This window comes from candidate division KSB1 bacterium (assembly GCA_034506395.1).
GTDB lineage: Bacteria > Zhuqueibacterota > Zhuqueibacteria > Thermofontimicrobiales > Thermofontimicrobiaceae > Thermofontimicrobium.
Map to the genome: position 1 here is coordinate 14,960 of JAPDPQ010000019.1, position 24,417 is coordinate 39,376.

Here is a 24,417-nt window from a genome sequence, read left to right on the forward strand (position 1 = left end):
TTAACCACAGAAATCAATTCAAGAGCTTTCTTCTGAGACCTTTCAATTCTGTGACCAGTTATCTTTTTGTTCGATCACAGAAATGAAAGGCCACAGAAATTGAAATCAATTTTTTTTTCTGAGACCTTTCATTTCTGTGACCACATTAGATCTTTCAATTCGTTTGAACTCAGCAAATAAAAAATCGACCGCACCAGCGCCAGCCCGATTAGGATTTCACCGATCAATAAATTCAACATCCGCTGGAGAAATCCCCGCTGGTACTTCTGGAAATAATGATAGAATGAGCGATGACTGGACCAGATCATTTTTAATCGATTTCTGTAAATTGACGTCCCTTTGTGATGCACTATTTGAACGCTGGGGACGAATAAAATTTTCCAGCCATGAGCGATAAATCGGCGGCACCAATCCACATCGCTGAAGAACATGGGAAAACGTTCATCCAATAGCCCCACCTGATCGACCGCCTGTCTCCGAGCTAGAAGAAATGCCCCCTGCGGCTGATCCACTTCCCGCTGGCTCTGGTGATCGAAATCGCCCATCTTCCAGAAATTGAATTCACGGCTTCGCTTGAACAGCCAATGCAACCCCAGTGCATGATAGATCACATCCCGCCGCCTCGGAAAGCGCCGACAGGAGGGCTGGATCGAGCCATCGGCATTGCGCAATTGGGGCGCCACCATTCCGACCTGGGGATCGGCCTGGAAAATTTCGACCAGCGGCCGAAAGACATCAGAAGGTAGCTCGGTATCAGGATTGAGCAGCAGCACGAAATCCCCCTGGGCCTGGCGCAATCCCTGGTTCACGGCTTTGGTGAAACCGATGTTGGTTTCGTTGCAAATCAATGACCAGTGATGTCTTTCATCAAATTGCGATAGTAATTTTTTAGATATATGAAAGGTTTCGTCAGCGGAGTAATTGTCGATAAGGAAGATCTCAGCACGGAAGCCTGCTAGCGCATGGCCTAGGCTTTCGATGCATGATACGATCTCGTATTGATTGTTAAAAGTGACAATGACAATGGAAAAATCGAACAATGCTTGCATCTCCTCGATTTCAATTGCTGGTCCTCATTCGAGGACAAAATTAATGAATTAGGATGATAATAGCAATAAGAATTATATTCAATTTTTCTACATGCCGAAGATCATAAAGCAAAATTAATTATCTTTTGGATTGAAGCTGAAAATTTAATTAAATTTTTTCATCCCATCTGCCAACTCGAAGACAGTGATTTTCTCAACGTTTTATCCTGGTGAACCAGATAATGGGATGGCTGTTTACGAAGGGATGAAGCTATAACATGTTTTGGCATCTTACGCATGGAGCTTGAATAAGTAAATCGAAAGCAAGATTAATTCAGATTGTGAACAGTGCCAGAGATCCATTTTATTAAGATTGTGTGTCATAATTTCTCTGTAAATCGACAGACAGATCGAAACGAGATGAAGATGGGTTTCGTTCAGACTGGTAACGCACAAGCCATTAACAAAAGTATTTTGCATGTGCAAGTAGGATGAGTTTCAATACGACATTGTTTTTTTATCGCAAATATTTCTCTTGACATTTAGAAAAAAATTGGCTAAAATTCAATTTGAGTTGAGCATATCAGTTTGGCTAAAACGGAATAGAAGTTGGGAAGTCAAAGGTTCAATCCGCCCGATCCATTGGGTCTTTAACTGATAAGCAATCAAGTTTGTTAAGTAACGAACAGAAGCAAATCAAATCATAGCGGCAAAATGATTCATTATGTGGGCGTAGACGGCTGTTCAGGTGGCTGGTTTGCCATTGCGGTCGCAGAAGACAATCAGCTTCATTATCAGATGTTCAGATCGATCGAACAGATGTGGGAAACATTTGGGCAGGCACGATTGATCCTCATCGATATTCCGATCGGGTTGCCGGATTGGCGGAACCGGAGCTGCGATATCGAGGCCAGGAAGCTTTTGGGACGCCGGGGCGCCAGTGTTTTTCCGGCACCCGCTCGTCCAGCTATTAATCAAGCCGACTACGAACAAGCATCACTCGTGAATTATCAGTGCTTAGGCCGTAAACTTTCGATTCAGACTTGGAATATTATCGATAAAATCAAACAGGTGGATCGACTACTTGACGAGGAGCCCCTTAGCCGCTCGGTTATTCGGGAATCACATCCCGAGGTCTGTTTTTGGGCTCTGTCTGGGGGCCACGTCATGGCTTTTAATAAGAAGAGTGAGGAAGGGGTTGCGGAACGGTTGAATGTTTTAAAGCCATTGAATCCTTTTACTGAAGCAACATTTCAAGCTGCGACTCAAACTTACCGGCGCAAGGATCTGGCGCGCGATGATATTTTGGACGCATTGGCTCTGGCGATCACGGCCGCGTCACCATCCCATCTGCTGGTCACCCTACCGGATCATCCCGAAAAGGACCAGAAAAATTTGCCCATGGAGATGGTCTTTACCCGACGTTTTCTTAGCAATATAATATAAGCTTTGCAGAATCGGCGACGATTGGGAACTATTGAGCAGGTTATTATAGTTCTTTAATCGTTGCTTATTTTTTAATATTGAGGTCATCAACTAGCAAAAGGTAGCTGTGGGAAATATTTTCGTGATTCTCCAAATTAAGCTTGGTCAAGCCTTCTCGTTCACATTGGTTTCAATTTGATTACGATCATCATTTCGCGACTGATCATGGATTGACATCAGAGGCAAAAGCATTGCGGAGGGAGTGAGCCTACTATTTCTGGGAAAATGAGGGTTCTTTCCAATTTTTACAGCCATTCCGAACCATTCTGTCGGTCGGTCAGCGGACAGAGGAATGAGCTTTGGTCATTGGTTAAGAAACAAATTCATTAGCCAGATTGCCACGTCTTGCAGAATAATAAAAACGAATAAGTGAAAATTTTTTGGGGGTAATTTTAGCTCCAAACGCCACGCTGTGGAGAAAGAGGAAGCAAATATGAATCACCAAACGAATGCCTGGCACATTCAATCGGTGCAGGAGGTATTAGAACATTGGCGCACCGATCCATTCAACGGGTTAAGCGAGGCTGAGGCCAATCAACGACAAAAACAGTACGGTCCCAATGAACTGGTTGAGCAAGGCCGAAAGAAGCCGATCGTCATTTTTCTCGAGCAATTCACAAGCACTCTGGTAATCATTTTGATGATAGCAGCCGTGATCTCGGGTTTTTTGGGGAAACCGACAGAGACCGCTGCAATATTGGCAATTGTTTTTCTATTTGCGTTTTTGAGTTTTATCCAAGAATATCGCGCTGAGAAAGCCTTGGAAGCCCTTAAAAAGCTCAGCGTGCCTCAAGTCAGAGTCCAGCGCGATGGTCAAATCAAAGAAATATCCGCTCGTGAATTGGTCCCCGGAGATATTGTCTTTTTGGAAGTGGGAAATCTAATCCCAGCTGATTTGAGATTAATCGAAAGTGTGAATTTGCAAGTTCAGGAATCGATCCTTACTGGGGAATCTGAATCAGTGGAGAAAGAGACCGATGCGCTGCACGTAACGAATCTGCCAATTGGGGATCGGATAAACTTGGCTTTTATGGGAACGCAGGTGACTTATGGCCATGGCAAGGGTGTGGTTGTTGCCACCGGGATGAGGACTGAACTGGGTAAAATCGCCACCCTGATCCAGCAGGTTGAAACAGTATCCACACCGCTGCAGCGCCGGCTCAATCAGGTGGGCAAACTGATGGCCATATTGGGAATTTCTGTGGCGATATTAGTAATGATCATCGGCCTCATGGGTGGGGGGACTCTCAGCGAGATGTTTCTCACCGCAGTAAGCGTTGCAGTGGCCGTAGTGCCAGAGGGCTTGCCGGCGGTCGTCACAGTTACCCTGGCCCTCGGCGCTCAACGGATGTTGAAACGCCGAGCTTTGATTCGAAGACTCCCAGCAGTGGAGACCTTGGGTTCGGTAACTGTAATCTGTTCTGATAAAACTGGAACCTTAACAGAAAATCGAATGACGGTTCAAGTGATCGATGTGGCAGGTCATTCGATCGATTTAGGTCAATTTATTGAAACTAACGAAACCGACCGATCGAATCGCGATGAAGCTTCCATTTGTCGAGAAAAGCTGTTCGAAGGAAAGCCCAAGTCCGTTTGTATGGTGTTGCTTGGCGGTGCTCTATGCAACGACGCCACGCTGCGGCCAGATCCAGAGACTGGTCGAGTCCAATTTATCGGTGATCCCACTGAAGGGGCGCTGCTGGTAGCGGCTTCCAGAGTTGATATTAATCAGACCAAATTGCTCAATATCATGCCTCGAATTGCCGAGCTTCCCTTCGACTCGACAAGGAAGCGGATGACCACGGTTCATCGAATTCCCTCCGACGGCGAAGAACTACCGGATGCGATCAAATTTGTTCGTTCCAATGGTCTCCCGTTGCTCTCAATTACCAAAGGTGCGTTTGATAGTTTGCTCGACATCTGCAACAAAGTCTGGGTGGACGACCAGGAGGTGCCATTAGATGAGCATTGGCGCGAACGAATTCATCAGGCAAATCAGAAGATGGCCGAACAAGGGATGCGCGTCTTGGGCTTTGCCACAAAATGGCTTGACCAGCTTCCCGATAAAAAGGAATTGCGGAGTCTCGAGCACGACCTCACGTTTATCGGACTCATTGGGATGGTGGATCCGCCACGGCCTGAAGTTAAGCAAGCGGTTCAGACTTGCAAGCAAGCTGGCATTCGACCGATTATGATCACTGGTGACCATCCATTGACAGCTCGATTCATCGCCAATGAGCTGGGAATTTCCAATAACGGCAACGTGGTGACTGGTCAAGAGCTCAGCACAATGACCGATGAACAATTATCCAAGATCGTCAAAGACACGGCGATTTATGCCCGAGTATCTCCTGAACATAAATTGCGGATCGTTCAGGCATTGCAACACCAGGGCCAGATTGTGGCCATGACCGGCGATGGAGTCAACGACTCACCAGCATTGAAACAAGCCGATATCGGTGTCGCGATGGGCATTTCGGGGACAGATGTTTCGAAACAGGCGTCGGATATGATCCTGCTGGATGATAATTTCGCCACGATCGTCGCTGCTGTGGAAGAAGGTCGCGTGATTTATGATAATATTCGTCGCTTTGTTAAATTTTCCATCGCTGGCAATTTGGGAAAGGTGTTGGTGATGCTGTTGATGCCGTTGTTTGGGGTGACCGTGGCATTGCTTCCGTTGCAATTGCTCTGGTTAAACCTGCTCACGGATGGCTTGCTCGGCCTCGGTTTGGGCTTGGAACCCGCCGAAAAAAACACCATGCGACGTCCACCTCGCAATCCAAAAGCCCACTTCTTCAGCGAAGGCCTTGGCTTCCACGTCATCTGGGTAGGATTTCTGATCGGTGCGATTGCCCTATTGATAGGTTATCTCTATTTCGATCCGCTTCATCCAGAAAATACGACCTGGCAGACGATGGTTTTTACTGCTCTGGCGTTTCTCCAAACTGGGCAGGCATTGGGCTCTCGTTCCATGAACAAGGAAAGTGTGATCTCTCTGGACTTTCGTTCCAACCCAACCATGTGGTTGATGATCTTTGCCGTGGTCGGGCTGCAATTGGCTGCGATCTATTTGCCAGCTTTTAACCACTTTTTCAGCGTAAAACCGCTCGGGATTTCTGATCTGGTGCTTTGCATCGGGCTAACACTGGCGGTTTATTTGCCAGTGAAAGTTGAAAAATATTTGCTGCGGCATCGGGCGATTTAGCGTTATCTTTTTCGACTTTTTTATATCAATCTGTTGCAAAATTCAAAATCAAGCCAAGATGTCATGTTGTCCGCCACCCAGCCATGGGCTTCAACCTAAGAGCAAAATGCTATTCTGAGCGACCGCAGGGAGCGAAGACTTCCTTGTTTTATCGAAAATATTTGCACTTATTAAAGCGATTCTTCATCGCTTCGCTCCTCAAAATGACGGATTTTTTAACCTGAATCGCCTAGGTTCACGCCAAAGGCTATTTGGTGGACAGGGATTTTTCTCTATGATTGAGCATTAAATGAAAGACCCTAAAAAGATTCCTGCATTCGCAGGAATGACATCACTTCATCGAATTCCTCAATTTACAAAAGTAACTCTTTCGTGGTGCATTGAATTTAAAAAGCACAAATCCATTTCTAATTCGCTGCAGATGTTCGGCTGGGCAAGATTCGGTTGCTTTTATATAGATTTTCAACCCTGATGTTCATGAATGTAGCGTTAGGCCCATGAAATGATCAAGAGGGATTTTGGGTTTAGGCTTAGCAAATAGATTTTTAGTGTAAATCTAGCAGGATTGGTCTGGTTTTCTGCACGCTTCTCTGGGTATGACGATCGGTAACCTTCACCTCGAGTTCGTACTCACCCGATTTTAGCTGGCTGACATCGATTGCAAGATACTCTACTGACATCTCATTAGTTCCTTCCCGTTCGATGCGAGTGGCAATCGAGGATTTCGCTTGGCCTCCGAATAGCCCAGCAATGCCTCGCTTTAGCTGCTTTTTCATCGTAAGCTTATAATCAATAGAAAAAAATGTCTTCCCTTCACTATTGGGAGTCAAATTATAAGTTTCAAAATAAACATAGACAGGCTTCGTTTTATCGAATCGTCGGGTGGGATTCGGAACAACTAAGAGACCATGCTTCACAAATCTTCCTGGCTGATCTGCTGGGGCAATAATTGTTGCTAGTTGAATGTCGCTGAGCGCTAACACGTTGGAGCTGTAGTCTGGGATTCTGGTATCGACTTTCCAGCCACCCAAAAAATCGTGGTGGTGCGGCCGCAGAAAGAACGCCACATGATACGAGTCCGCTGGTACTTCTAAACGATACAGATCGATATAGAACTCATTTCTTGTTACCGATATCGAACTGGTTTCATGACGGCGTTCAATCTCTTGCCAGAGACAATTGTGGAGCGCAATTCCTTTTTCCAGCTCGACCTGCTGCGGCTCAGTCTTGCTTGGATCGATGAGCGGCCAGAGCGAAAACGCATTGTAAATCTCAACGACGGTCTTGCCTGACGCGCCGCGAAAGCTACTGAACATGAAGGCAAGATTCAACGGTTTAATGGCCTTATCCCATCGGTGCTGATCAGTGGAAAGCCCCGTAAACACAGCACGCTGGCTCTCCTTTGCCATTTCATTCATCAATGTCTGCTGCTCCAATGGATCGGATTGAAGCAAACGATAGTAAATATTGCCAAATTGCAGTCGATCTTCCAATAAATGTGGATCCGTAATGATAGGCGTGAACCGCCAATAACCAACGGTATTCTCCATGACGAAATGAAATACCATTCTCGGAGTAGTGGCAGTTGGGTAATAGAGCCACGATTCGTTATCTGGCACATCCTGGCCAACGGTAACGGCCCAATCGTCGTATTGACCATGTCGAATATAGATCAGACCCTTATCATGGAATTCATGATTAAGCTGGTAGACACGGGGGAAGTTCAGGTATCCAAGTTTATCTGGGTTATTGAACCAAGTTCGAAAACCATCAAATTCGAAATGCTGTTCGGCATAGAGCAGCCGACGATAATGTTCGGCCAGCCGATAATTGATTGTAGCAGCCGGGGTCGGATCTCGCTGAACCCATAGCGCTCGAAAAAATTCAATTTTCTCTTGAGTCTCAACGAGCGACCGAAATTGCTCCAGTTCTGGGTCGCTTAAAATATATTTTAGATCCTCAAAAACCAATTCGGCGTCGATGTCATTCTGAATTTCATCAACTGACTGCCAATAATAGCGCTGAGCTAATTCTGGTTGATTTTTTTGGTAATAAATTCGTGCCAGGGAGAGATAGATCGGCTGGCGCGACATCACGAGGGGAGTTTCAAGCAAGTGACGAAATATTGAATCTGCAGACGCCAGACGGCCCATGCGGCGGTGAAGTTCGCCGATGGCAAAGCGAGCGTGATCCCAGGGCTGCTGCTTCAACCAATCGATTGCCTCCTTGGCATCAAGATGTGAGATCAGATAACGATAAAAGCGGAACAATTTGACCTGCGGCTCAACCAGCTCTGGTCGCAATCGAATTTGTGCATGCCCGAGCTGAACGGCTGCTTGATATTTCTCCTGATAGCGGTGCAATACAGCCCACTGATACACCACATCTTTATACAATGAATCCCGCGACAAAATCCATTCAAAATGCCGCTTCGATTTGTCCCAATCCAATTTGCGCAACAGTAGGACCTTGAATTTCCCTGTTTCCCGATAACAGATCGCGCAATAATAATGTGCCTCTTTATTCTCTGGATCGCTTGAAAGAACCTGCTGGAAAAATTCATTGGCCTCATCCCATCGTTCCTGTGCCAGGGCCACTTTTCCCAATCCAATTCTCGCCTCAGTCGAGCTCGGTTCCATCTTCAAAATCGATTGATAAGTTTTTCGCGCTGCATCGAATCCATCTTTCCGCAGCAACGAATCTGCTCGGAACAATAAGGACGCAATCATTGCCGAAGGCATCGTCTGTTGTATCTGTTGCGTTAACTCCTGTAAATCGCGATCTTCTGCCCTGTTACACAGCCCGGGACTCAATGGGGTAACGAAGTTCAACTGCAACAGCCCGACAATTACGAAATATATAGTATGCCGCTTCATGGCGATCCTCTTGCTTCTCTGCTGCCAACTTTGATAAGAAGATAACAATTGTCTTTCCAAAAGTCAAGTTATTAATATTTGCCTCGCTTTGATGATGAAAATGAAAGTTTGAAATTAACTAGCCCCAATCTTCGTTATTTTTAGAAACATGCTGATTTGATTACTTGGTTAAACGCGCCAAAAAAATATGCAAGTGATCACCTCTCGTTTGGCTACTGGAATCTCTTCATTTCCACATATCAGGAAGTTAACTGATGCCTCTATTCGCTGGCATGACAAAAATAGATGACTTTATTTTGCGGAGGTCTGAAATTTGATAGCTAAACGAAATTTGCTCTGTCGCTGACTTCGCCAATTGATGGATCAAAGCGCTAAAACCGCAACGCCTCGGTTTTGTTTAGGATGTGTTGATCAAACCAAAAAGGTTGAGGGAGAAAGACTTGGTCAGAAAACCTCTAGTTTCCAAATTGGAAGCAAAATCCAAATGCGTTCTTTCACGTTACGATTCTTGAAATCATCTGACAAATCTTAAGCAGTTCAGATAAATAGCGATCAATCTACTTGGTCTTTTGAGGGCTATTGATTATTCAATCTAAATTTTTGAAATGAACTTAAAAGGTGTAAGAAAAAATTTTTGCCCATTGTGAAGACGAAATAAAATGAAAATTCACTCGTCACGGATCTCTTCTATGGTCTTTCGGATGTTCTCTGGGGTAATTTTGTTCAATGCTTTTCGTTTCAGAGTTACAGGCTCAAATTCAAACCAGCATCTGAAACTGAAAAAAAATCCCACTGGGAAAATTGCCAGTGGGATTTCAATGAGTGAGCTGTGCCTTAATTTATACCTAACGAACCGCTAATCAGCCGTGGGATTCGTAGCTTGCTCAGCTTGGCTGGCTTTTTCAGTTTCAGCGTCATCTGAGGATGAAGATTTGGCTTTTTTGCTGTTCGATTTCTTTTTCGTTGCCTTTGGCGCGGGTGCAGCCTCATCGGCTGATTGTTCGGATGCCTCGGTCTTCGATTCCTTTTTTCGCCGGGAAGCTTTTGGTTTCTCAGCGATTTCTGCTGCTTGTTCGCTAGGCTCAGCCTTTGCAATTTCTGCTGCGGAAGCCTCCGCTTTGGTTGTTTCAGCCACATCGGGTTTTGCTGCTTCAGCACTTGGGCTGGGTTGTTCCGAAGGAGCTTCACCAAGCGCAGGTTCTTCTGACTTTGGCGGCTCAGCTAATTCTGCTTCGGGCATCAATTCCGCACTGGGTTCAGCAAAGAGCTCTTCTGGCGTCTCGATCTCTACTTTTTTGCCCTGTTCTCGCTGACGAATTACATTCAAGGCATGATCGATTCTTTCGGAGAGCACAATCTTCTTGGCGTCTTTATTGAACTCGATCACACATAGTTCAAGTTCATCTCCAACCTTATAGCCATCCGCTGGTTTGGTGAGATTGTTCTTTTTTAGATGAGACATTGGCACAAATCCATCGACCACCTCTGGCAACTCGACGATCACGCCCTTCTCAATCAGTCGGACAATCTGACCTTTCACGATCGTACCAGGCTTATAGATCGTCTCAAATTTGTCCCACGGATTCTCTTTGGTTTGCTTATATCCTAACGAAATCCGACGATTTTGTCGATCGACATTCAACACCACGACCTCAATTACATCGCCTTTTTTGACCACCTCTCCGGGGTGCCGCACCTTCTTGGTCCACGACAGGTCTGAAATGTGGATCAATCCATCAATGCCCTCTTCCAGTTCGACAAATGCGCCGAAATTGGTCAAATTTCGCACCTTGCCCTCATGGCGCGATCCGACAGGATATTTTTGCTCCAGGGAATCCCATGGATCTGGCTGCAGTTGTTTGAGGCCGAGCGAAATTTTTTTCTCAGCTTCATCGACATTTAGGACTTTCGCCTCAACGATCTCACCGACCGCTAATATTTTTGATGGGTGTTTAATGTGCTGTGTCCAAGACATCTCAGAAATATGGATCAATCCCTCAACGCCCTTTTCTAATTCAACAAAAGCGCCGTAATCCGAAATATTGACTACTTTGCCCTTAACGATACTGCCCACAGGATATTTGCTCGGCACATTTTCCCATGGATGTGGTTGCAATTGTTTCAGCCCCAGTGAAATTCGATCCTTTTCTTCATTGAAATCCAATACCATCACTTTGAGTGTTTCATCGTACGATACGATTTCCGAAGGATGGCTCACCCGTCCCCAGGACAGATCATTGATATGGAGTAGACCGTCCACACCACCGAGGTCGATGAACACACCAAAATCAGTGATATTTTTCACTGTGCCTTCCAAAATTTGACCCTTGGCCAAATTATCGAGGATCTTCTGACGCTGCTCTTTCATCTCTTCTTCAAGCAAAACGCGGTGAGAGACGACGATATTCTTGCGCAGATTATTGACTTTCACCACCTTGAAATCCATCGTTTGGCCGATGTAGGCGTCAAAATTTCGGATGGGCTTCACATCGATCTGGGAGCCAGGCAAAAATGCATCGACCCCCCCCAGATCGACCACAATGCCTCCTTTGATTCGACGGGTGCATTTACCTTGGATAATCTCGCCTCGCTCGTAGGAGGCCAGAATTCGCTCCCATGCGTGAATAAAATCAACTTTACGTTTCGATAGAATCAATCGGCCTTCGCTGTCCTCAATCGTATCAATATACACTTCTATATCGCTGCCGACCTTAAGCTCTTCAGGATTGCTGAATTCCTCAATGGGAATTGTCCCCTCGGATTTGAAACCGATGTCGACGGTGACTTCGCGAGTCCCGACCGAGAGGATCTTCCCCATGACGACCTCTCCTTCGACGTAATCGCTAAGGGTCTCCTCGTAGAGTTTGCTCAATTGATCGAACTCTTCGTTGGAGTACTCTTTTTCGTCCTTCAGTTCCTCTAACTTCACAATCGCAGGTGCTACTGGCCCACTTTGACCTTGTTGCGCTACATTGGTTGGCGTCGAATCACCTCCTTGATTGTTTTTTTGTTGATCCACCATCTCGCCTTCGATCGGCTGGGTGGGATTCTCGGATTGTGATACCATTTAATAATACCTCCTGAGTTGTGTTAAGCGATTCTGCCTTCGCAGAATCCATTGTGTGAATGGTTCATGGTTTTGATCACTGATGTGACCGGGAATTAGAATTGATTTATGAAAAAATTTTTTTTATTTCTATACCCCCGCTGTAGGATTTCCATTCGCTGACAGATTCGATGGGATTGGTCTCCCTGTGCTTTTCAGCGGCTATATTAGCAGTGAAATGGAAACATCCAAACTTGCTTTTTGAATCTAATCAACACTTAAAGGACCTCGTGCCGTTATTGGAGCTTTCAGCGTTCGCTGAGCGCCCGCTGCCATTGGTCGATCACAAAATCGACCTGCTGCTCGATGGTCAAATTTGATGTGTCGAGGACGATTGCATCCTCAGCCTGGCGCAACGGCCCATTGGCTCGAGTGCTGTCCAGCAGATCGCGTTGTTGCAGCGCCTGAGCCACCTGAGCAAGATCGACTGGTTCGCGACGACGAGAAAATTCTTTTTTCCGGCGTCGCGCCCGTTGCTCCAAAGAGGCAGTGAGAAATATTTTAAGACGGGCGTCTGGAAAAACCACGGTGCCGATGTCACGGCCTTCGGCGACAATTTTCCCGGCAGCACCTGCCTCACGCTGCAATTTCAGCATCCAGTCGCGAACTGGTTTTAGAGCGGCGACATTGGCAACCGCTTGGGACACAGCTTTGCTCCGGATCTGGCGAGTAACATCCTTTCCATCTAAAAGGACGTTAAGCCGTCCACCACGTTGCTGAAGTTGGATGCGGGTATCAGATAGCAACCCATTAAGCTGGTCCTTATTGGTAATATCAATGTCCAAAGTCAAAATCTTTAGGGTTAGGGCGCGATACATCGCCCCAGTGTCCAGATAGGTGAAGTTCAATCGCTCGGCTACGAGGCGAGCTGTGGTGCTCTTGCCAGCGCCTGCCGGGCCATCGATCGCGATCACATCCAGTAAACGCTCAGTCATATTTTCCCGCGGCCATCGCCCTCAATGCCTTTACCTCTTGTTCACTTAAATAGCGCCATTTTCCAGGTCGCAATTTCCCAACCCCCACCGATGCAAATCGGGTTCGCACCAGCGATACAACTTTATATCCCATTGCCTGCAACATGCGACGGATCTGGCGTTTTCGGCCCTCATGCAAAGTCAGTTCGACCCTCATCCGATCGCGGCGCAAAATCCTTACCTGACACGGATGGGTCATCCCATCTTCTAATTGAATTCCAAACTGCAATTGCCGGACATGCTCGGTGCGGATCGGCTTATCGAGCTCTGCCTCATAGATTTTTTCAATATCAAAACGAGGATGCAACAACTGGAATGCTAACGCTCCGTCATTGGTAAATAATAAAACCCCCTCGGTATTTTTGTCCAATCGACCCACTGGGAACACCCGAATTTTTTTCGGTAACAGTTCCATCACCGTTTTGCGTCCCAATTCATCCTGCACCGTAGTGACATAGCCAACTGGCTTGTTCATAACGATGTAAACAAATTTATCGGGAGGGGTAATCCGCTGACCATCGACGGTGACGACCTGATTCTGCTCGTCAATCTGGGTGGCGAGCGAAGTGGCAATTTGCCCATCGATCGCGACCCGGCCGGCGCGAATCAGCACTTCGCATTTGCGCCGCGAAGCTAAACCACACCAAGCTAAGAATCTATTCAGTCTCATCATCGCTGCGGGTCACTTCATCCAGGTCGGCGATTCTCTCAACAACCTTTTCATCAACTTCATCGCTATAAAGCGGCAGTTCCTCCTGCCCACTTCCCAGGAGCTCCTCGATCTCCTTTGGTCGCGGGAGATCAGCAATGCTATTGATGCCAAAATATTGGAGGAATTCCTGCGTGGTACTGTACAGCAGCGCATGACCGATTTGATCCGAGCGTCCTGAGATATAAATGAGATTTCGCTCCAACAAATTTTTCACCACACCGTCGGAATTGACGCCACGAATAGCATCAATTTCGGGACGGCTGATTGGCTGCTTGAACGCAATAATAGCTAGCGTCTCCAGCGCTGCCCGCGAAAGCTTTGAGCGGGTACGGCCTTTGTAATATTGCTTGATGTATTGGGCATAATCACTGCGAGTGATAAATTGATATCCTCCAGCTAATCGGGCAATCTTGAACGCATGCCCATGTTGATCATATTCTTCATTGAGCTGAGCAACGATCGTCTCGATATCGGTCGTTTCTAACTCGGAAATAACGCTTTTGATGCGCTGCTCTGTAATCGGCGTATCTGATGCAAAGATCAACGCTTCAACAATAGGCTTTAGTTCCTTATATGCTATCACGCTTCCTCGCTATCCAGATCTCTCCAAAGGTCTTGGATTGTCTGACCAGCAACTCCCCCCGCTTGATCAGCTCCAATAACGCGATGAAAGTGACCACCAGCACAATTCGGTCGTGTTGATGCGCCACCAGATCAAAAAAAGTGATCGGTTTGCCGTTTTCCAATCGTTTCAAAATGTATTCGATCTGCTCTTCCAGGCTGATCTGAATAATTTCCACATGGTGAAAACCTGGTTTAGGCATCCGGTCTAATACTTGTTTGAAAGCGCTGATCAACGAAAACAGGGTCACATCTTCGGTTAATTCGATCCCAGTCTCTTGTACGACTTCTTCGTAATGCCCTCGAGGAAATACATGGCTTTGAGCTTCCTCCAGATCTGCCAGCTTCGTTGCCAATTCTTTGAATCGCTTGTATTCCAGCAAGCGAGTTACCAGTTCCAAGCGAGGATCAACGACCTCCTCTTCGTCCTCAGTCTGCGGCCTCGGGAGCAACATCTTGGCTTTGATGCGGATCAAAGTGGCAGCCAACAAAATAAATTCACTGGCGCTTTCAAGATCGAGCAATTTGATGATTTCAACATATTCCAAATACTGAGCGGTGATCTCAGCGATCGGAATATCGTATATGTCCACCTCATTTTTTTTTATCAAAAATAGCAGCAGGTCTAATGGCCCTTCAAAATTGTCCAATTTTACACGGTATGCCATTGCTATCCGATTTTCATTACTTGGTGGACCTGTGCCATGGTCTCACTGGCAACCCGCTGGGCAACAGTGTTTCCATGAGCGATAATTTCCTTAATCTCTCCGAGATGCTGCTCGTAGTAGCTGCGCTTCTCCCGAAATGGCTCAAGGTAGCGGCTGAGCTTATTGGCTAAGTTTTTTTTACAATCCACACAACCCAGCGCTCCGCTGCGGCAATCTCGTTCGATCTCCGGCACCTCTGCTGGATTGAACTTGCGATGATAGGTAAAGACATTGCAGATCTCTGGCCGTCCCGGATCGCCGCGGCGGATTTTCAACGGATCGGTGATGGCCTGCTTGACCTTGGTCAAGATCTGTTCTGGCGAATCGGACAACAAAATGGTGTTGCCCAAGGATTTGCTCATCTTGCGACCGTCCAATCCCGGCAAACGGCTGAACTCGGTCACTCGTCCCGAGGGAACGATGAACACCTCGCCATAAGTGGCATTAAACTTTCGCGCGATTTCCCGCGTGAGCTCGATGTGGGGTAATTGATCTTCCCCAACTGGTACCAAATGCGCCTTGTAAAGCAGGATATCGGCAGCTTGAAGCACGGGATAGCCCAAATGACCATAGCTCATATTGTTTTCCAGCCCCAGATCGCGCGCCTGTTCCTTCACAGTTGGATTTCGTTCCAGTCGCGGCACTGTTACCAGCATCGAAAAGATCAAATGGAGCTCCGCATGTTCTTTGATTTTGGACTGCACGAAAATCGGGCTTTTTTCCGGATCAATTCCTGCGCTGAGCCAATCTATCACCATCTCAATGGTATTGCGCTCGATGTCTGAAGTGTCCAGATTGGTGGTCAATAAATGCCAATCGGCCACGAGATGAAAGTTTTCATATTCATTTTGTAAACTCACCCAATTTTCTAACGCGCCCACGTAATTGCCCAAATGAAGTTTCCCCGTGGGCCGCATTCCGCTTAAAATCCGCTTTTTCATCCAGGTCGTTCTCCCAAAATCCAGCCAAAACTTGGCAGCGGGAGCATCCCACTGATCTCAACGCAGCAATCAGTGGAGTTCTGCTACCAAAGATTTGACTATATGGTTGATGCAGTGATTGCAGTTGTCAATTCATATAAAGATAGGGCTTCCAGCGATGATCGATGTTGCCAACATAATAGCGGATGAAGAACAGATAATTTGGGCGCTGCGGTTTTTTGGCCAATCGCATCCCAGCCTCTTCAGGCGTCCGATTGCCTTTTTTATTGTTACATTTAACACAGGCACAAACCAAATTTTCCCAACTATCTTCGCCGCCCCGGACCTTTGGAATGACATGATCGATGGTCACCGGCCCGGATCGCGTCCCACAATATTGGCACTGATGGTTATCCCGTTTAATAATGTTCTTCCGCGAAAGGATAATCCGTTTCCGCGGCACATTGATGAAACGAGTCAACCGAACGATGCTGGGCAGCGGATAGCGGTCGCGAACCGAGTTAATATATCCATCATTCTGCTCGACCAGCTCCGCCTTGCCGAGAAAGATCAAAATAATGGCCTTCTTCACATTTGTGATGGTCATCGGCTCATAATTTTGATTCAGCACCAACACATGTGAGTGTATCATATCCATTTCAACGACATCTAATTCCATCGCGATTCTGTTTGTTGTCTCTCAATTTAAGCAAAATTTTCCTCAGAATCAAGCGAATTCTCTTTCTGCCCCCTCTCAAAATTGGACGACCTCACGCTGAGGCAGAATGATCATGACCAAATCTGATAAGGTTGACCATGTTCGTTGATTTAAAATCTCATTTAGCAATCAAATCGCTCTAATGTTGAAAATTCGGCCCCATCCATGCAAGATCATCGGCCGCGATGCGAATCTTCGGCTGAGATGCGAGCTGCATCTCCTCGATGCATTGATGACCCTATCTGCCATCAACGTCTCCCGATCGGTTGCGAATCTTAGCTCATTCATGCTATCGATCGGTTGGAACCACTGAGCTTGTAATGCCGCTTAGCAGCTAACAGGCAATTGGGGCTCTCCAAATTCGCCACTGACGATCTTTCAATTGAGCGATCCGGTCCCTGATGGGCTAAAATTTTTCAGCCTCATCGATCAGCATGATGGGAATATCATCCTTGATATGGTATTTCAAGCGGCACGCATGACAAATTAATTTTTCATTCTTCTGATCGTATTCCAACTCGCCCTTACATTTCGGGCAGGCAATAATATCTAACAGTTCCTTCTTCAGCATGACCTTGTGCTCCTTATTGACTAACGTCCCAACACGACACCCAATTTCATATGTTCTACTCGCATGAAGTCTCAATTACATTTTTATATTGATCAAACATTCCGCTGGTGGTAGCAAAACAGTTCAAAGCCCCCCGTTTATTAAAACAAAACGCAATCGCATCAGAAAGTTGGTTTGCTAACCAGCATTTCATTAGGTTTCGGTATAAAAGCCCATCCGGCCAAATTTTTCAACGCGGTTTCGGATCAATTCATCGATTGGAATTTGCTTTAGTTCCTTCAATTCTCGCAAAATCGTCTCTTTTAAGATCTCAGCCGCTTTGTCGACATTCCGATGCGCACCGCCTGGGGGTTCAGGGATGATGGCATCGAGAATTTTCATCTCCAATAAATCAGCCGAAGTAACTTTCATGGCTTCAGCCGCAAGATTGGCCCTAGCACTATCGCGCCACAAAATCGCCGCACATCCCTCTGGGGAAATCACGGAATACCAGCCATTCTCCATCATCAATAGCCGATCCCCAACGCCAATGCCCAAAGCTCCACCACTGGCACCTTCACCAATGACAATCACCAGGATTGGCACGGGCAAATGGGACATCTCGAATAAATTCCGGGCAATAGCCTCTGCTTGTCCTCGCTCCTCGGCGCCAATTCCAGGATATGCCCCGGGTGTGTCGATAAGGCTGATGATCGGCCGCTTAAATTTGGCGCCGAGCTTCATAACTCGCAGCGCCTTTCGATAGCCCTCAGGGTGAGGGCTTCCAAAGTTACGATACAATTTCTCCTTGGTCGTACGACCCTTTTGTTGGCCAATTATCACCACTGGTTCATCATCGATCTCGGCCAAACCGGCCACGATTGCAGGATCATCCCCAAAAGCCCGATCACCGTGCAATTCAATGAAATAGTTGGTGATCCGTTCGATATAATCGAGCGAATAAGGCCGCTGCGGATGTCGGGCTAATTGGACCCGTTGCCAACGCGTCAGCTTCGAATAGATCTCACCGCTGAGCTTTTGCGCTTTTTCTTCTAGCTTGGCGATTTCTTCCGAGACTTCTTGGTCGTAAATCACCGCATAAGACTTTAGCTCTGCGATTCGCTTCTCCAATTCCACCAGGGGACGTTCGAATTCTAATGTGTAGCGTTCCATAGTTATATCTTCACAATCGTTCTGAAAATGATTTCTAAATCTAATAACAACGAATAATTTTTCGCATAATAGAGTTCGTAGTTTGCTCGAATATCATTTGCGGATTCGTCCAATCGATTTATCTCTCCAACACCAATCAAGCCAGGTTTTAAGTTTAGCCACGGGTGCGGGGCATTGGACTCATTGACAGGTATGATCTCACTGCCCACCAAACTCAATTTGCCCATCAATACATACCACCAATAAGGCAAGCGCCTCTGTCGTTCCGTCAACTCGTTGTGAACCAATTGGCAAATCTTGAGCCGATTCCCATTGGCGCTATAGATCTGTTGCTGTTCAAGGCGTGCCTGCTTCAACCATCGCAACCAAAGCATCTCAGGGAATACAATCATCAGCATCGCGCTTGAAACAATGATATCTAACAAGCGCTTAAAAAAAAGATTGATTGGCCGATTCAATTGATACTCGATATCCATCAACGGTAGATCGCCAATATACTCCAGCGAAGCTTTCCCGATGATCACATCCATGCTACTGGGAACCATTTTGAAATTTAGCGGCCTTCTGCCAGCGTGGGCAATGATCTGCAGGATCTGATCATACGAGATTTGTTCGGTGGAAAAAATAATTTCCTGGGCCTTGGTTTGTTGTACGATGCTATCAAAGTATTGTAGATTTCCCCATATCGGTATCGAGCTATCACCAGAAGGGGCGCCGTCAGGAGCTATAATGCCACAAATTTCATATCCCGCATCAATTCGGATCCGAAGCTTATTGGCAATTTTCAATCCTGAAGCCACTGGAGCAATGATCAACGTCCGTCGGCCTAATATAGATTTCCCTGAAAAACGTTTTACTGCGGCGATCGGCAACCGAGATAATAACTTTAGCGCCAGACGCCAGCCAGCTAAAAATATCACATTCAATGTGCCAGCGATCAACACCACTGCCCGCGAGAAAGCGTATTGATTGAAAAAAAAGGTCAATGATGCGTTCATTACTAGACCCACCATCACCCCATAGCTAGCGCGGAATGCCGAAAACTTTTTTCGGCCATAAGCCCCGGCCATCGCAAGCGAAAGCATCCAAATTGTCCCATAAACGATCATTACGATCCAGTAGGATCGCAGATGCCTGCCAATGGTATGAAATCGGATTTCGATAGCCAGAAGCATGGCAATCTGAATGAGAACCAGGTCAATAATCCCTGGGGCTAAACGACGAAAAGCGCGGGCAGCAAAGCTAATCCCAGCGCGCAACCAGATGCCCACCATCAAAAACCACTGCGGAACATGCCAATAGCGATGTTGATAATGCTTTTCGACAAACAACTTCATGGCTCGATAGAACTGAAGGGTCAAGTCCACCGTACTGTTCTTCGAGCTTTCCCCCTTGAAATGAATGATTTTGGTGGTTGGCAAATAGTATATTTTCCAGCCCGCCTGACGAATACGATAGCACCAGTCCAAGTCCTCGCCATACATGAAGAACGATTCGTCCAATAACCCAATTCGCTTTACGACTTCGGCGCGAAAGAACATGAATGACCCAGAGATTGCCTCTACTTCATAGGTCTCATCTGGATCAAGATAGGTTAAATTATAACGGCCGAATAGTCGGGATCGAGGGAATAGCCGGCTCAAACCAGAAATTTTCGTAAAAGCCACCCACGGCGTGGGAAAACTCCGACGACATGGAAGCTGCAAGCTCCCGTCCGGGTTCAAAATCTTGCAGCCCACCATTCCGCATTCGGGATGAGCTTTTAAAAAGTTCAGGATGACCTCGAAAGTATCCTCCTGAACAATAGTATCGGGATTGATCAATAAAATATGATCACCCTGGGCTTGGCGAATCGCCTGATTGTTGGCACGGGCAAATCCCACATTCTCAACATTCGCGATCAGCTTGACATCCGGAAACTTCTGTCGAACCAGCTCTACACTGCCATCGCTTGAGGCGTTGTCCACAACTATGATTTCTGCTTTAACATTGCGACATGCTTTCTTGATCGATCTTAAGGATTGCTCGAGGAACTCCTTAACATTAAAATTAACGATGATGACCGATAAATCCATCTGTGTATTCGCTTCAACCAGGTTGATCTTTTTTGCTTTTTATATCATTCCCCCTACCAAGGTCACTGCTGGCTCAGCACTCGCCAATTCTTCGTTGTCTTTATATCCATGGATGAGCAACTGAAAAATCAATCCCATTGGATCGCATTGATCATCTCCAAAAAATGAAATGAAACATACTAAAATTTTCTATAATAGTCAAGATTAAATTTTGCAGGCCAGTGTCGGTCATCTGACATGAAGAGAGGAGGGCCGGGGTGGTATCACATCATCACAAATTTATTACCATAAACGATGGGGGATAATCACCATAAACAAGCAAAATCCAACGTGTGAGCCTTATCCTTTGTGATATTTTGTCCCCCGGATGATCGTAAAAGCGCGATAGAGCTGTTCGAGAAAGATCAAACGGATCATTTCATGCGTGAAAGTCATTTTCGAGAGGCTTAATACATATTTAGCAGACTTCAATACGGTATCCGCCAGTCCTAGCGCTCCGCCAATCACAAAACAAAGTGCTGCGGCGCTCTCGTTCATCTTTTTCTCAATGAAGCCAGCGAATTCGATGGAGCTTAGTTGCGTTCCTCGTTCGTCTAACGCAATGATCTGGTCGCATGGTCTCACCTGGTCAAGTATTCGCTCTGCTTCTTTGCACTTGGCAACTTGTTCATTGATGTTTTCTGTGAGTTTCTCAGCTTTCACAACCACTAGTTCGACCGGACAATAATGCGTTAAGCGATTGAGCATTTGTTGCTCTCCTTCATGCAGAAACGATTCTTTGGTTTTTCCTACCACGATAATTTTGATTTTCATTGCTTGTTTCATCGATTGCTATGATAGGTTCATAACAAAAAAGCCTCAACAAATCGATTGTTGAGGCTTTTCACAGTTCAGTAGATTTTTACTTCCTGATGACGTTTGTTGCCTGCAAACCTTTTTCAGTCTCTTGGACTTCAAACTCCACGGTTTCGCCCTGCTTCAAGGTTTTGTAGCCCTCGGCATTAATCGATTTGTAATGCACGAAAACGTCTCCTCCAGATTCACGCTGGATAAAGCCATAGCCTTTGGAAGCGTTAAACCACTTCACAGTTCCTCGTTCCATGAAACTGACCCTTTTTAATAAATCAAAAGTTGAAGACCAATTTCTGGCTTTCCTTCTTCGAACTGCGAGGGGAGTTAACCCTTCAAATGTTTCGGAGAGAAAAACGCCGAACTGGTACTTAGTGAATTGCAACAATAAAAGATATAATTAATTTTTCTAAAAGTCAAGTAATTTTTACTTAAAATAGTTGAATAACTCCGTTGCATCATCCCTAACAAGATTTATTAAATGAACTGCTGGATTGTAGTGTCGAAAAAATCCCCAGCGCGGAGCAATGCTTGAGATCTCTCTAGCTGTTTTTATTGGTGCGTGAACGAGAATTCAATTTATTGCCATTTCCACCGGCCAGTTGGCGGGAAAAAACTGGAAGTCTAATAATCGAACCATAACCAGATTCCTCACTTCGTTCGGAATGTCATTTTTGATTCAAATTTGATGATTTTCGTCCAAGCATTATTTATATGGAATTTTTTCGACTCAATTCCATGATTACAGATCCACATCGCAAAAAGATCCATCGGTTCGGTCTTGAGATCATTCATTACTGCGACAAATTAATTGGCTCATCAATCGATCTTGCTGAATGATGCGCTTTGCGATTTGTGTCACTTTTCATTTGCCAAATCTCAAGGAGTCTGGCTCTTCATCGCTGATTGTTTCTCTGAACGCCTGAGAGCACTTCCCGAGGGATTGGCCCAAAGTCCGATGCAGCACAATTCTCTTGTACCTGTTGGCTATTCTTGGCTCCTGGGATCGCGGTATGACAGGCAGGATGCGAAAGGCAGAACCTCAAACTCACTTGGCCCATCGTTTGATCAGGATAGCGATCGAATAGCGGCTGCCATCGTTCAAGCTCCGCTAAATAATGCTCAAGCTTTTCGGGTGAAAGATTGAAGCGACGATGATCATCCTCGCGAAATCTACTGTTGCGATCGAATTTTCCCGTCAGCAAACCAAATAGCAGCGGGATGCGAACAATTACACCGATCCCATAGGCCATTGCCTTCGGAAACAATACCCGTTCTGCTTCTCGTTCCAATAGATTGTATCGAACTTGAATGCAGTCGATCAACTCATGATATTGATCCAACAAGAACGCCTGTTCAGTCTCCTTGAAAGACTGGACACTCCATCCTGCATAACGAATTTTCCCTTGCTGTTTCAATCTCTCCAACGCCTCCCAGGGATCTGGCCGCAGAAGTTTTTCCGTATCTGGACTATGAAGCTGCAAAATATCAATCGCTTCAAGCTTCAACCGTTTCAAGCTCTGTTCTGCTGCCCAGATAATATAGTCTCGATCTGCATTTTGGCGGATCGGGCCATAGCCTCGATCGTCTGCTGCGGTGCTATGGTAAAAATCATTGCCTGCTTTGGTGGCGATGATCACATTTCCTTTGCCCCGCGTTTCAATCACCTCAGCGATCAATCGTTCCGAATGTCCAAAACCATACACATCAGCCGTGTCGATCAACGTTACCCCATGATCAAGCGCCTCGGATAATGCCCGTTTCGATTGTTCATCATCCGTAGGACCCCAATTCATACCACCGATTGCCCACGCACCAAATCCAATGGTTGATACGGTCGGGCCTCGTTTACCAAGTTGAACGTATTTCATCTGAACACCTCAGCTTATTTTATTCATCTTTTCTTTTCGCAGCGATAAAAATTTAGTTCAAAACTTTATCTCATGATATCAGTCGTCGCTCCTGCCATTGGCAATTTGAACACTGATAAGCTGGCTTTTTATTGATTGAAAAAACCAAACCATGCTGAATTTCCTCAGCAACTCTTTATGAATGTATTTTCAATAAACCATAGAGTGGCTGCTATTACCAGTAGAGAAACTCCAAAGCTGTGAACCGATATCTCGGAATTGGATGCAAAAGACACTTGATTTGATTCATGATCAGATCAAATTGGTTCGATTCAAAATTCACTCAATTACGATTCCAATAAAATTGGACACCTATACGTTTTTCCGGACTGTTTTTAATAAGATCAAAATTAAGAAATAGACAGATGACGTAATAATACTTTGACCAAACGAGATGAATGAAGGATATAAAAAACGTGACCAAGAGAGTGACTGGACCATTTTTCAGTTTGGTTGGCCAATTTAAAACAAATTTTTTGGCATAATTTCAAAGAACAAAAAGCTTGCCTTTTAAAATTTTTCTGCTAAATTTGCGCTTTATGAAACCAGCATTAATTGTTCATGGAGGTGCCTGGAGCATACCAGCCGAATTTGAAGCTGCCCACTTGGCTGGCGTTACTTGTGCGATTGCTGAAATTTTCCCTCAACTTCAAAAAGGGATGACCGCTCTGGATGCAGTAGAGGCCGCAGTCAAAATTTTGGAAAAAGATCCGACCTTTGATGCTGGCCGAGGAGCATTTCTGAACGCACGCGGTGAGATCGAGCTGGACGCCATGATCATGGATGGATCGACTCTTAGGTTTGGTGCTGTTGCAGCGGTTCAGAACATCCTGCATCCAGTCGCCCTGGCCCGCATGATAATGGAGAGCACAGAACATTGCTTTCTTGTTGGCAAAGGAGCACAACTTTTTGCCCAACAGATGGGGATCGAACTTTTGCCTGTAGAACGATTGTTGACTGAAAGAGAACTCCAGTTTTACGAACAAATTAAAAATGACCCTTCCTTTCATTGCTATCAGCCATTTGAACCGCATCCTAATGGAACCGTTGGCGCAGTAGCATTTGATATTTACGGCCATTTGGCGGCCGCCACATCAACGGGAGGGACACCGCGGAAGCTACCAGGGCGGGTAGGTGATTCACCGATTGTAGGTGCTGGCGCCTATGCTGATGATCAATTGGGAGCTGCCTCCGCCACGGGCTGGGGAGAGTCGATCATGAAAGTGCTGATGACCAAGACCGCTTGCGACCTTTTAGCTGATGTTTCAGCACGAGATGCTGCGCAAACAGCAATCGAGATTTTGGGTCAGCGAGTTAACGGCTGGGGTGGGATTATCCTCATCGATCGGAATGGCCAGTATGGGTTTGCTCACAATACCAGCAAAATGGCGTTCGCCTATATGGAAGAATCCGGAGAGATCGTCGCTCGCATTCGATGCTGAATATTTGACCTCCTCTGCTAATAGGAGATAAGCTGTACGATACTCGTGAAAAAAGCAATTGAT

The 24,417-nt window shown here is 46.0% G+C and carries 18 protein-coding genes; 3 read left to right on the top strand and 15 right to left on the bottom strand.

Translation table 11 applies throughout. From position 1 onward, the window contains the following. Positions 1 to 128 precede the first annotated feature (128 nt). Positions 129 to 1,040, bottom strand: coding sequence for a glycosyltransferase family 2 protein (locus ONB37_12730; protein ID MDZ7401020.1), 912 nt, complete (start codon positions 1,038 to 1,040; stop codon positions 129 to 131). A 702-nt stretch (positions 1,041 to 1,742) separates the two neighbouring features. On the opposite strand from ONB37_12730, the gene ONB37_12735 reads away from it, so the two are divergent. Together ONB37_12735 and ONB37_12740 are read left to right on the top strand one after the other, a co-directional pair. After that, entirely contained in the window at positions 1,743 to 2,474 is a 732-nt protein-coding gene (locus tag ONB37_12735; GenBank protein MDZ7401021.1) for a DUF429 domain-containing protein, read from the top strand. A gap of 472 nt (positions 2,475 to 2,946) precedes the next feature. After that, positions 2,947 to 5,721, top strand: coding sequence for a cation-translocating P-type ATPase (locus tag ONB37_12740; protein ID MDZ7401022.1), 2,775 nt, complete (start codon positions 2,947 to 2,949; stop codon positions 5,719 to 5,721). A 545-nt stretch (positions 5,722 to 6,266) separates the two neighbouring features. Here the strand turns inward: ONB37_12740 and ONB37_12745 are convergent. From ONB37_12745 to ONB37_12810, 14 genes are all read right to left on the bottom strand, one after another. Continuing rightward, the gene (locus ONB37_12745) at positions 6,267 to 8,597 is read right to left on the bottom strand and encodes a tetratricopeptide repeat protein (GenBank protein ID MDZ7401023.1); all 2,331 of its coding nucleotides are present in this window, start codon (positions 8,595 to 8,597) and stop codon (positions 6,267 to 6,269) included. 856 nt (positions 8,598 to 9,453) lie between these two features. Next, positions 9,454 to 11,664, bottom strand: a complete 2,211-nt coding sequence (gene rpsA / locus ONB37_12750; GenBank protein ID MDZ7401024.1) for a 30S ribosomal protein S1 — start codon at positions 11,662 to 11,664, stop codon at positions 9,454 to 9,456. Between the two features lie 287 nt (positions 11,665 to 11,951). Continuing rightward, positions 11,952 to 12,638 carry a (d)CMP kinase gene (cmk, locus tag ONB37_12755; protein ID MDZ7401025.1) on the bottom strand — a complete coding sequence of 229 codons (687 nt, stop codon included), beginning with the start codon at positions 12,636 to 12,638 and terminating at the stop codon, positions 11,952 to 11,954. Continuing rightward, on the bottom strand, positions 12,631 to 13,347 hold the full coding sequence (locus ONB37_12760; GenBank protein MDZ7401026.1) for an rRNA pseudouridine synthase: 717 nt from the start codon (positions 13,345 to 13,347) through the stop codon (positions 12,631 to 12,633). The genes cmk and ONB37_12760 overlap by 8 nt, the downstream gene beginning before the upstream one ends. After that, on the bottom strand, positions 13,334 to 13,972 hold the full coding sequence (scpB, locus tag ONB37_12765) for an SMC-Scp complex subunit ScpB (GenBank protein MDZ7401027.1): 639 nt from the start codon (positions 13,970 to 13,972) through the stop codon (positions 13,334 to 13,336). The genes ONB37_12760 and scpB overlap by 14 nt, the downstream gene beginning before the upstream one ends. After that, on the bottom strand, positions 13,959 to 14,678 hold the full coding sequence (locus ONB37_12770; GenBank protein ID MDZ7401028.1) for a segregation/condensation protein A: 720 nt from the start codon (positions 14,676 to 14,678) through the stop codon (positions 13,959 to 13,961). The genes scpB and ONB37_12770 overlap by 14 nt, the downstream gene beginning before the upstream one ends. 2 nt (positions 14,679 to 14,680) lie before the next feature. Continuing rightward, the gene (gene trpS / locus ONB37_12775) at positions 14,681 to 15,658 is read right to left on the bottom strand and encodes a tryptophan--tRNA ligase (protein ID MDZ7401029.1); all 978 of its coding nucleotides are present in this window, start codon (positions 15,656 to 15,658) and stop codon (positions 14,681 to 14,683) included. A 127-nt stretch (positions 15,659 to 15,785) separates the two neighbouring features. Beyond that, positions 15,786 to 16,295: an HNH endonuclease gene (locus ONB37_12780; GenBank protein MDZ7401030.1), complete on the bottom strand. Its 510-nt coding sequence runs from the start codon at positions 16,293 to 16,295 to the stop codon at positions 15,786 to 15,788. 466 nt (positions 16,296 to 16,761) lie between these two features. Next, on the bottom strand, positions 16,762 to 16,926 hold the full coding sequence (locus ONB37_12785; protein MDZ7401031.1) for a Trm112 family protein: 165 nt from the start codon (positions 16,924 to 16,926) through the stop codon (positions 16,762 to 16,764). Positions 16,927 to 17,118: 192 nt separating this feature from the next. Then, positions 17,119 to 18,078 carry an acetyl-CoA carboxylase carboxyltransferase subunit alpha gene (locus tag ONB37_12790; GenBank protein MDZ7401032.1) on the bottom strand — a complete coding sequence of 320 codons (960 nt, stop codon included), beginning with the start codon at positions 18,076 to 18,078 and terminating at the stop codon, positions 17,119 to 17,121. A gap of 2 nt (positions 18,079 to 18,080) precedes the next feature. Beyond that, entirely contained in the window at positions 18,081 to 20,153 is a 2,073-nt protein-coding gene (locus ONB37_12795) for a glycosyltransferase (protein MDZ7401033.1), read from the bottom strand. Positions 20,154 to 20,492: 339 nt separating this feature from the next. Further along, positions 20,493 to 20,966, bottom strand: coding sequence for a 23S rRNA (pseudouridine(1915)-N(3))-methyltransferase RlmH (locus ONB37_12800; GenBank protein ID MDZ7401034.1), 474 nt, complete (start codon positions 20,964 to 20,966; stop codon positions 20,493 to 20,495). Positions 20,967 to 21,054: 88 nt separating this feature from the next. Beyond that, positions 21,055 to 21,255 carry a cold-shock protein gene (locus ONB37_12805; protein MDZ7401035.1) on the bottom strand — a complete coding sequence of 67 codons (201 nt, stop codon included), beginning with the start codon at positions 21,253 to 21,255 and terminating at the stop codon, positions 21,055 to 21,057. Positions 21,256 to 21,898: 643 nt separating this feature from the next. Next, positions 21,899 to 22,873, bottom strand: a complete 975-nt coding sequence (locus ONB37_12810) for an aldo/keto reductase (GenBank protein MDZ7401036.1) — start codon at positions 22,871 to 22,873, stop codon at positions 21,899 to 21,901. 578 nt (positions 22,874 to 23,451) lie between these two features. On the opposite strand from ONB37_12810, the gene ONB37_12815 reads away from it, so the two are divergent. Next, complete coding sequence (locus tag ONB37_12815) at positions 23,452 to 24,354, top strand: isoaspartyl peptidase/L-asparaginase (GenBank protein MDZ7401037.1); 903 nt, start codon at positions 23,452 to 23,454, stop codon at positions 24,352 to 24,354. Positions 24,355 to 24,417 lie beyond the last annotated feature (63 nt).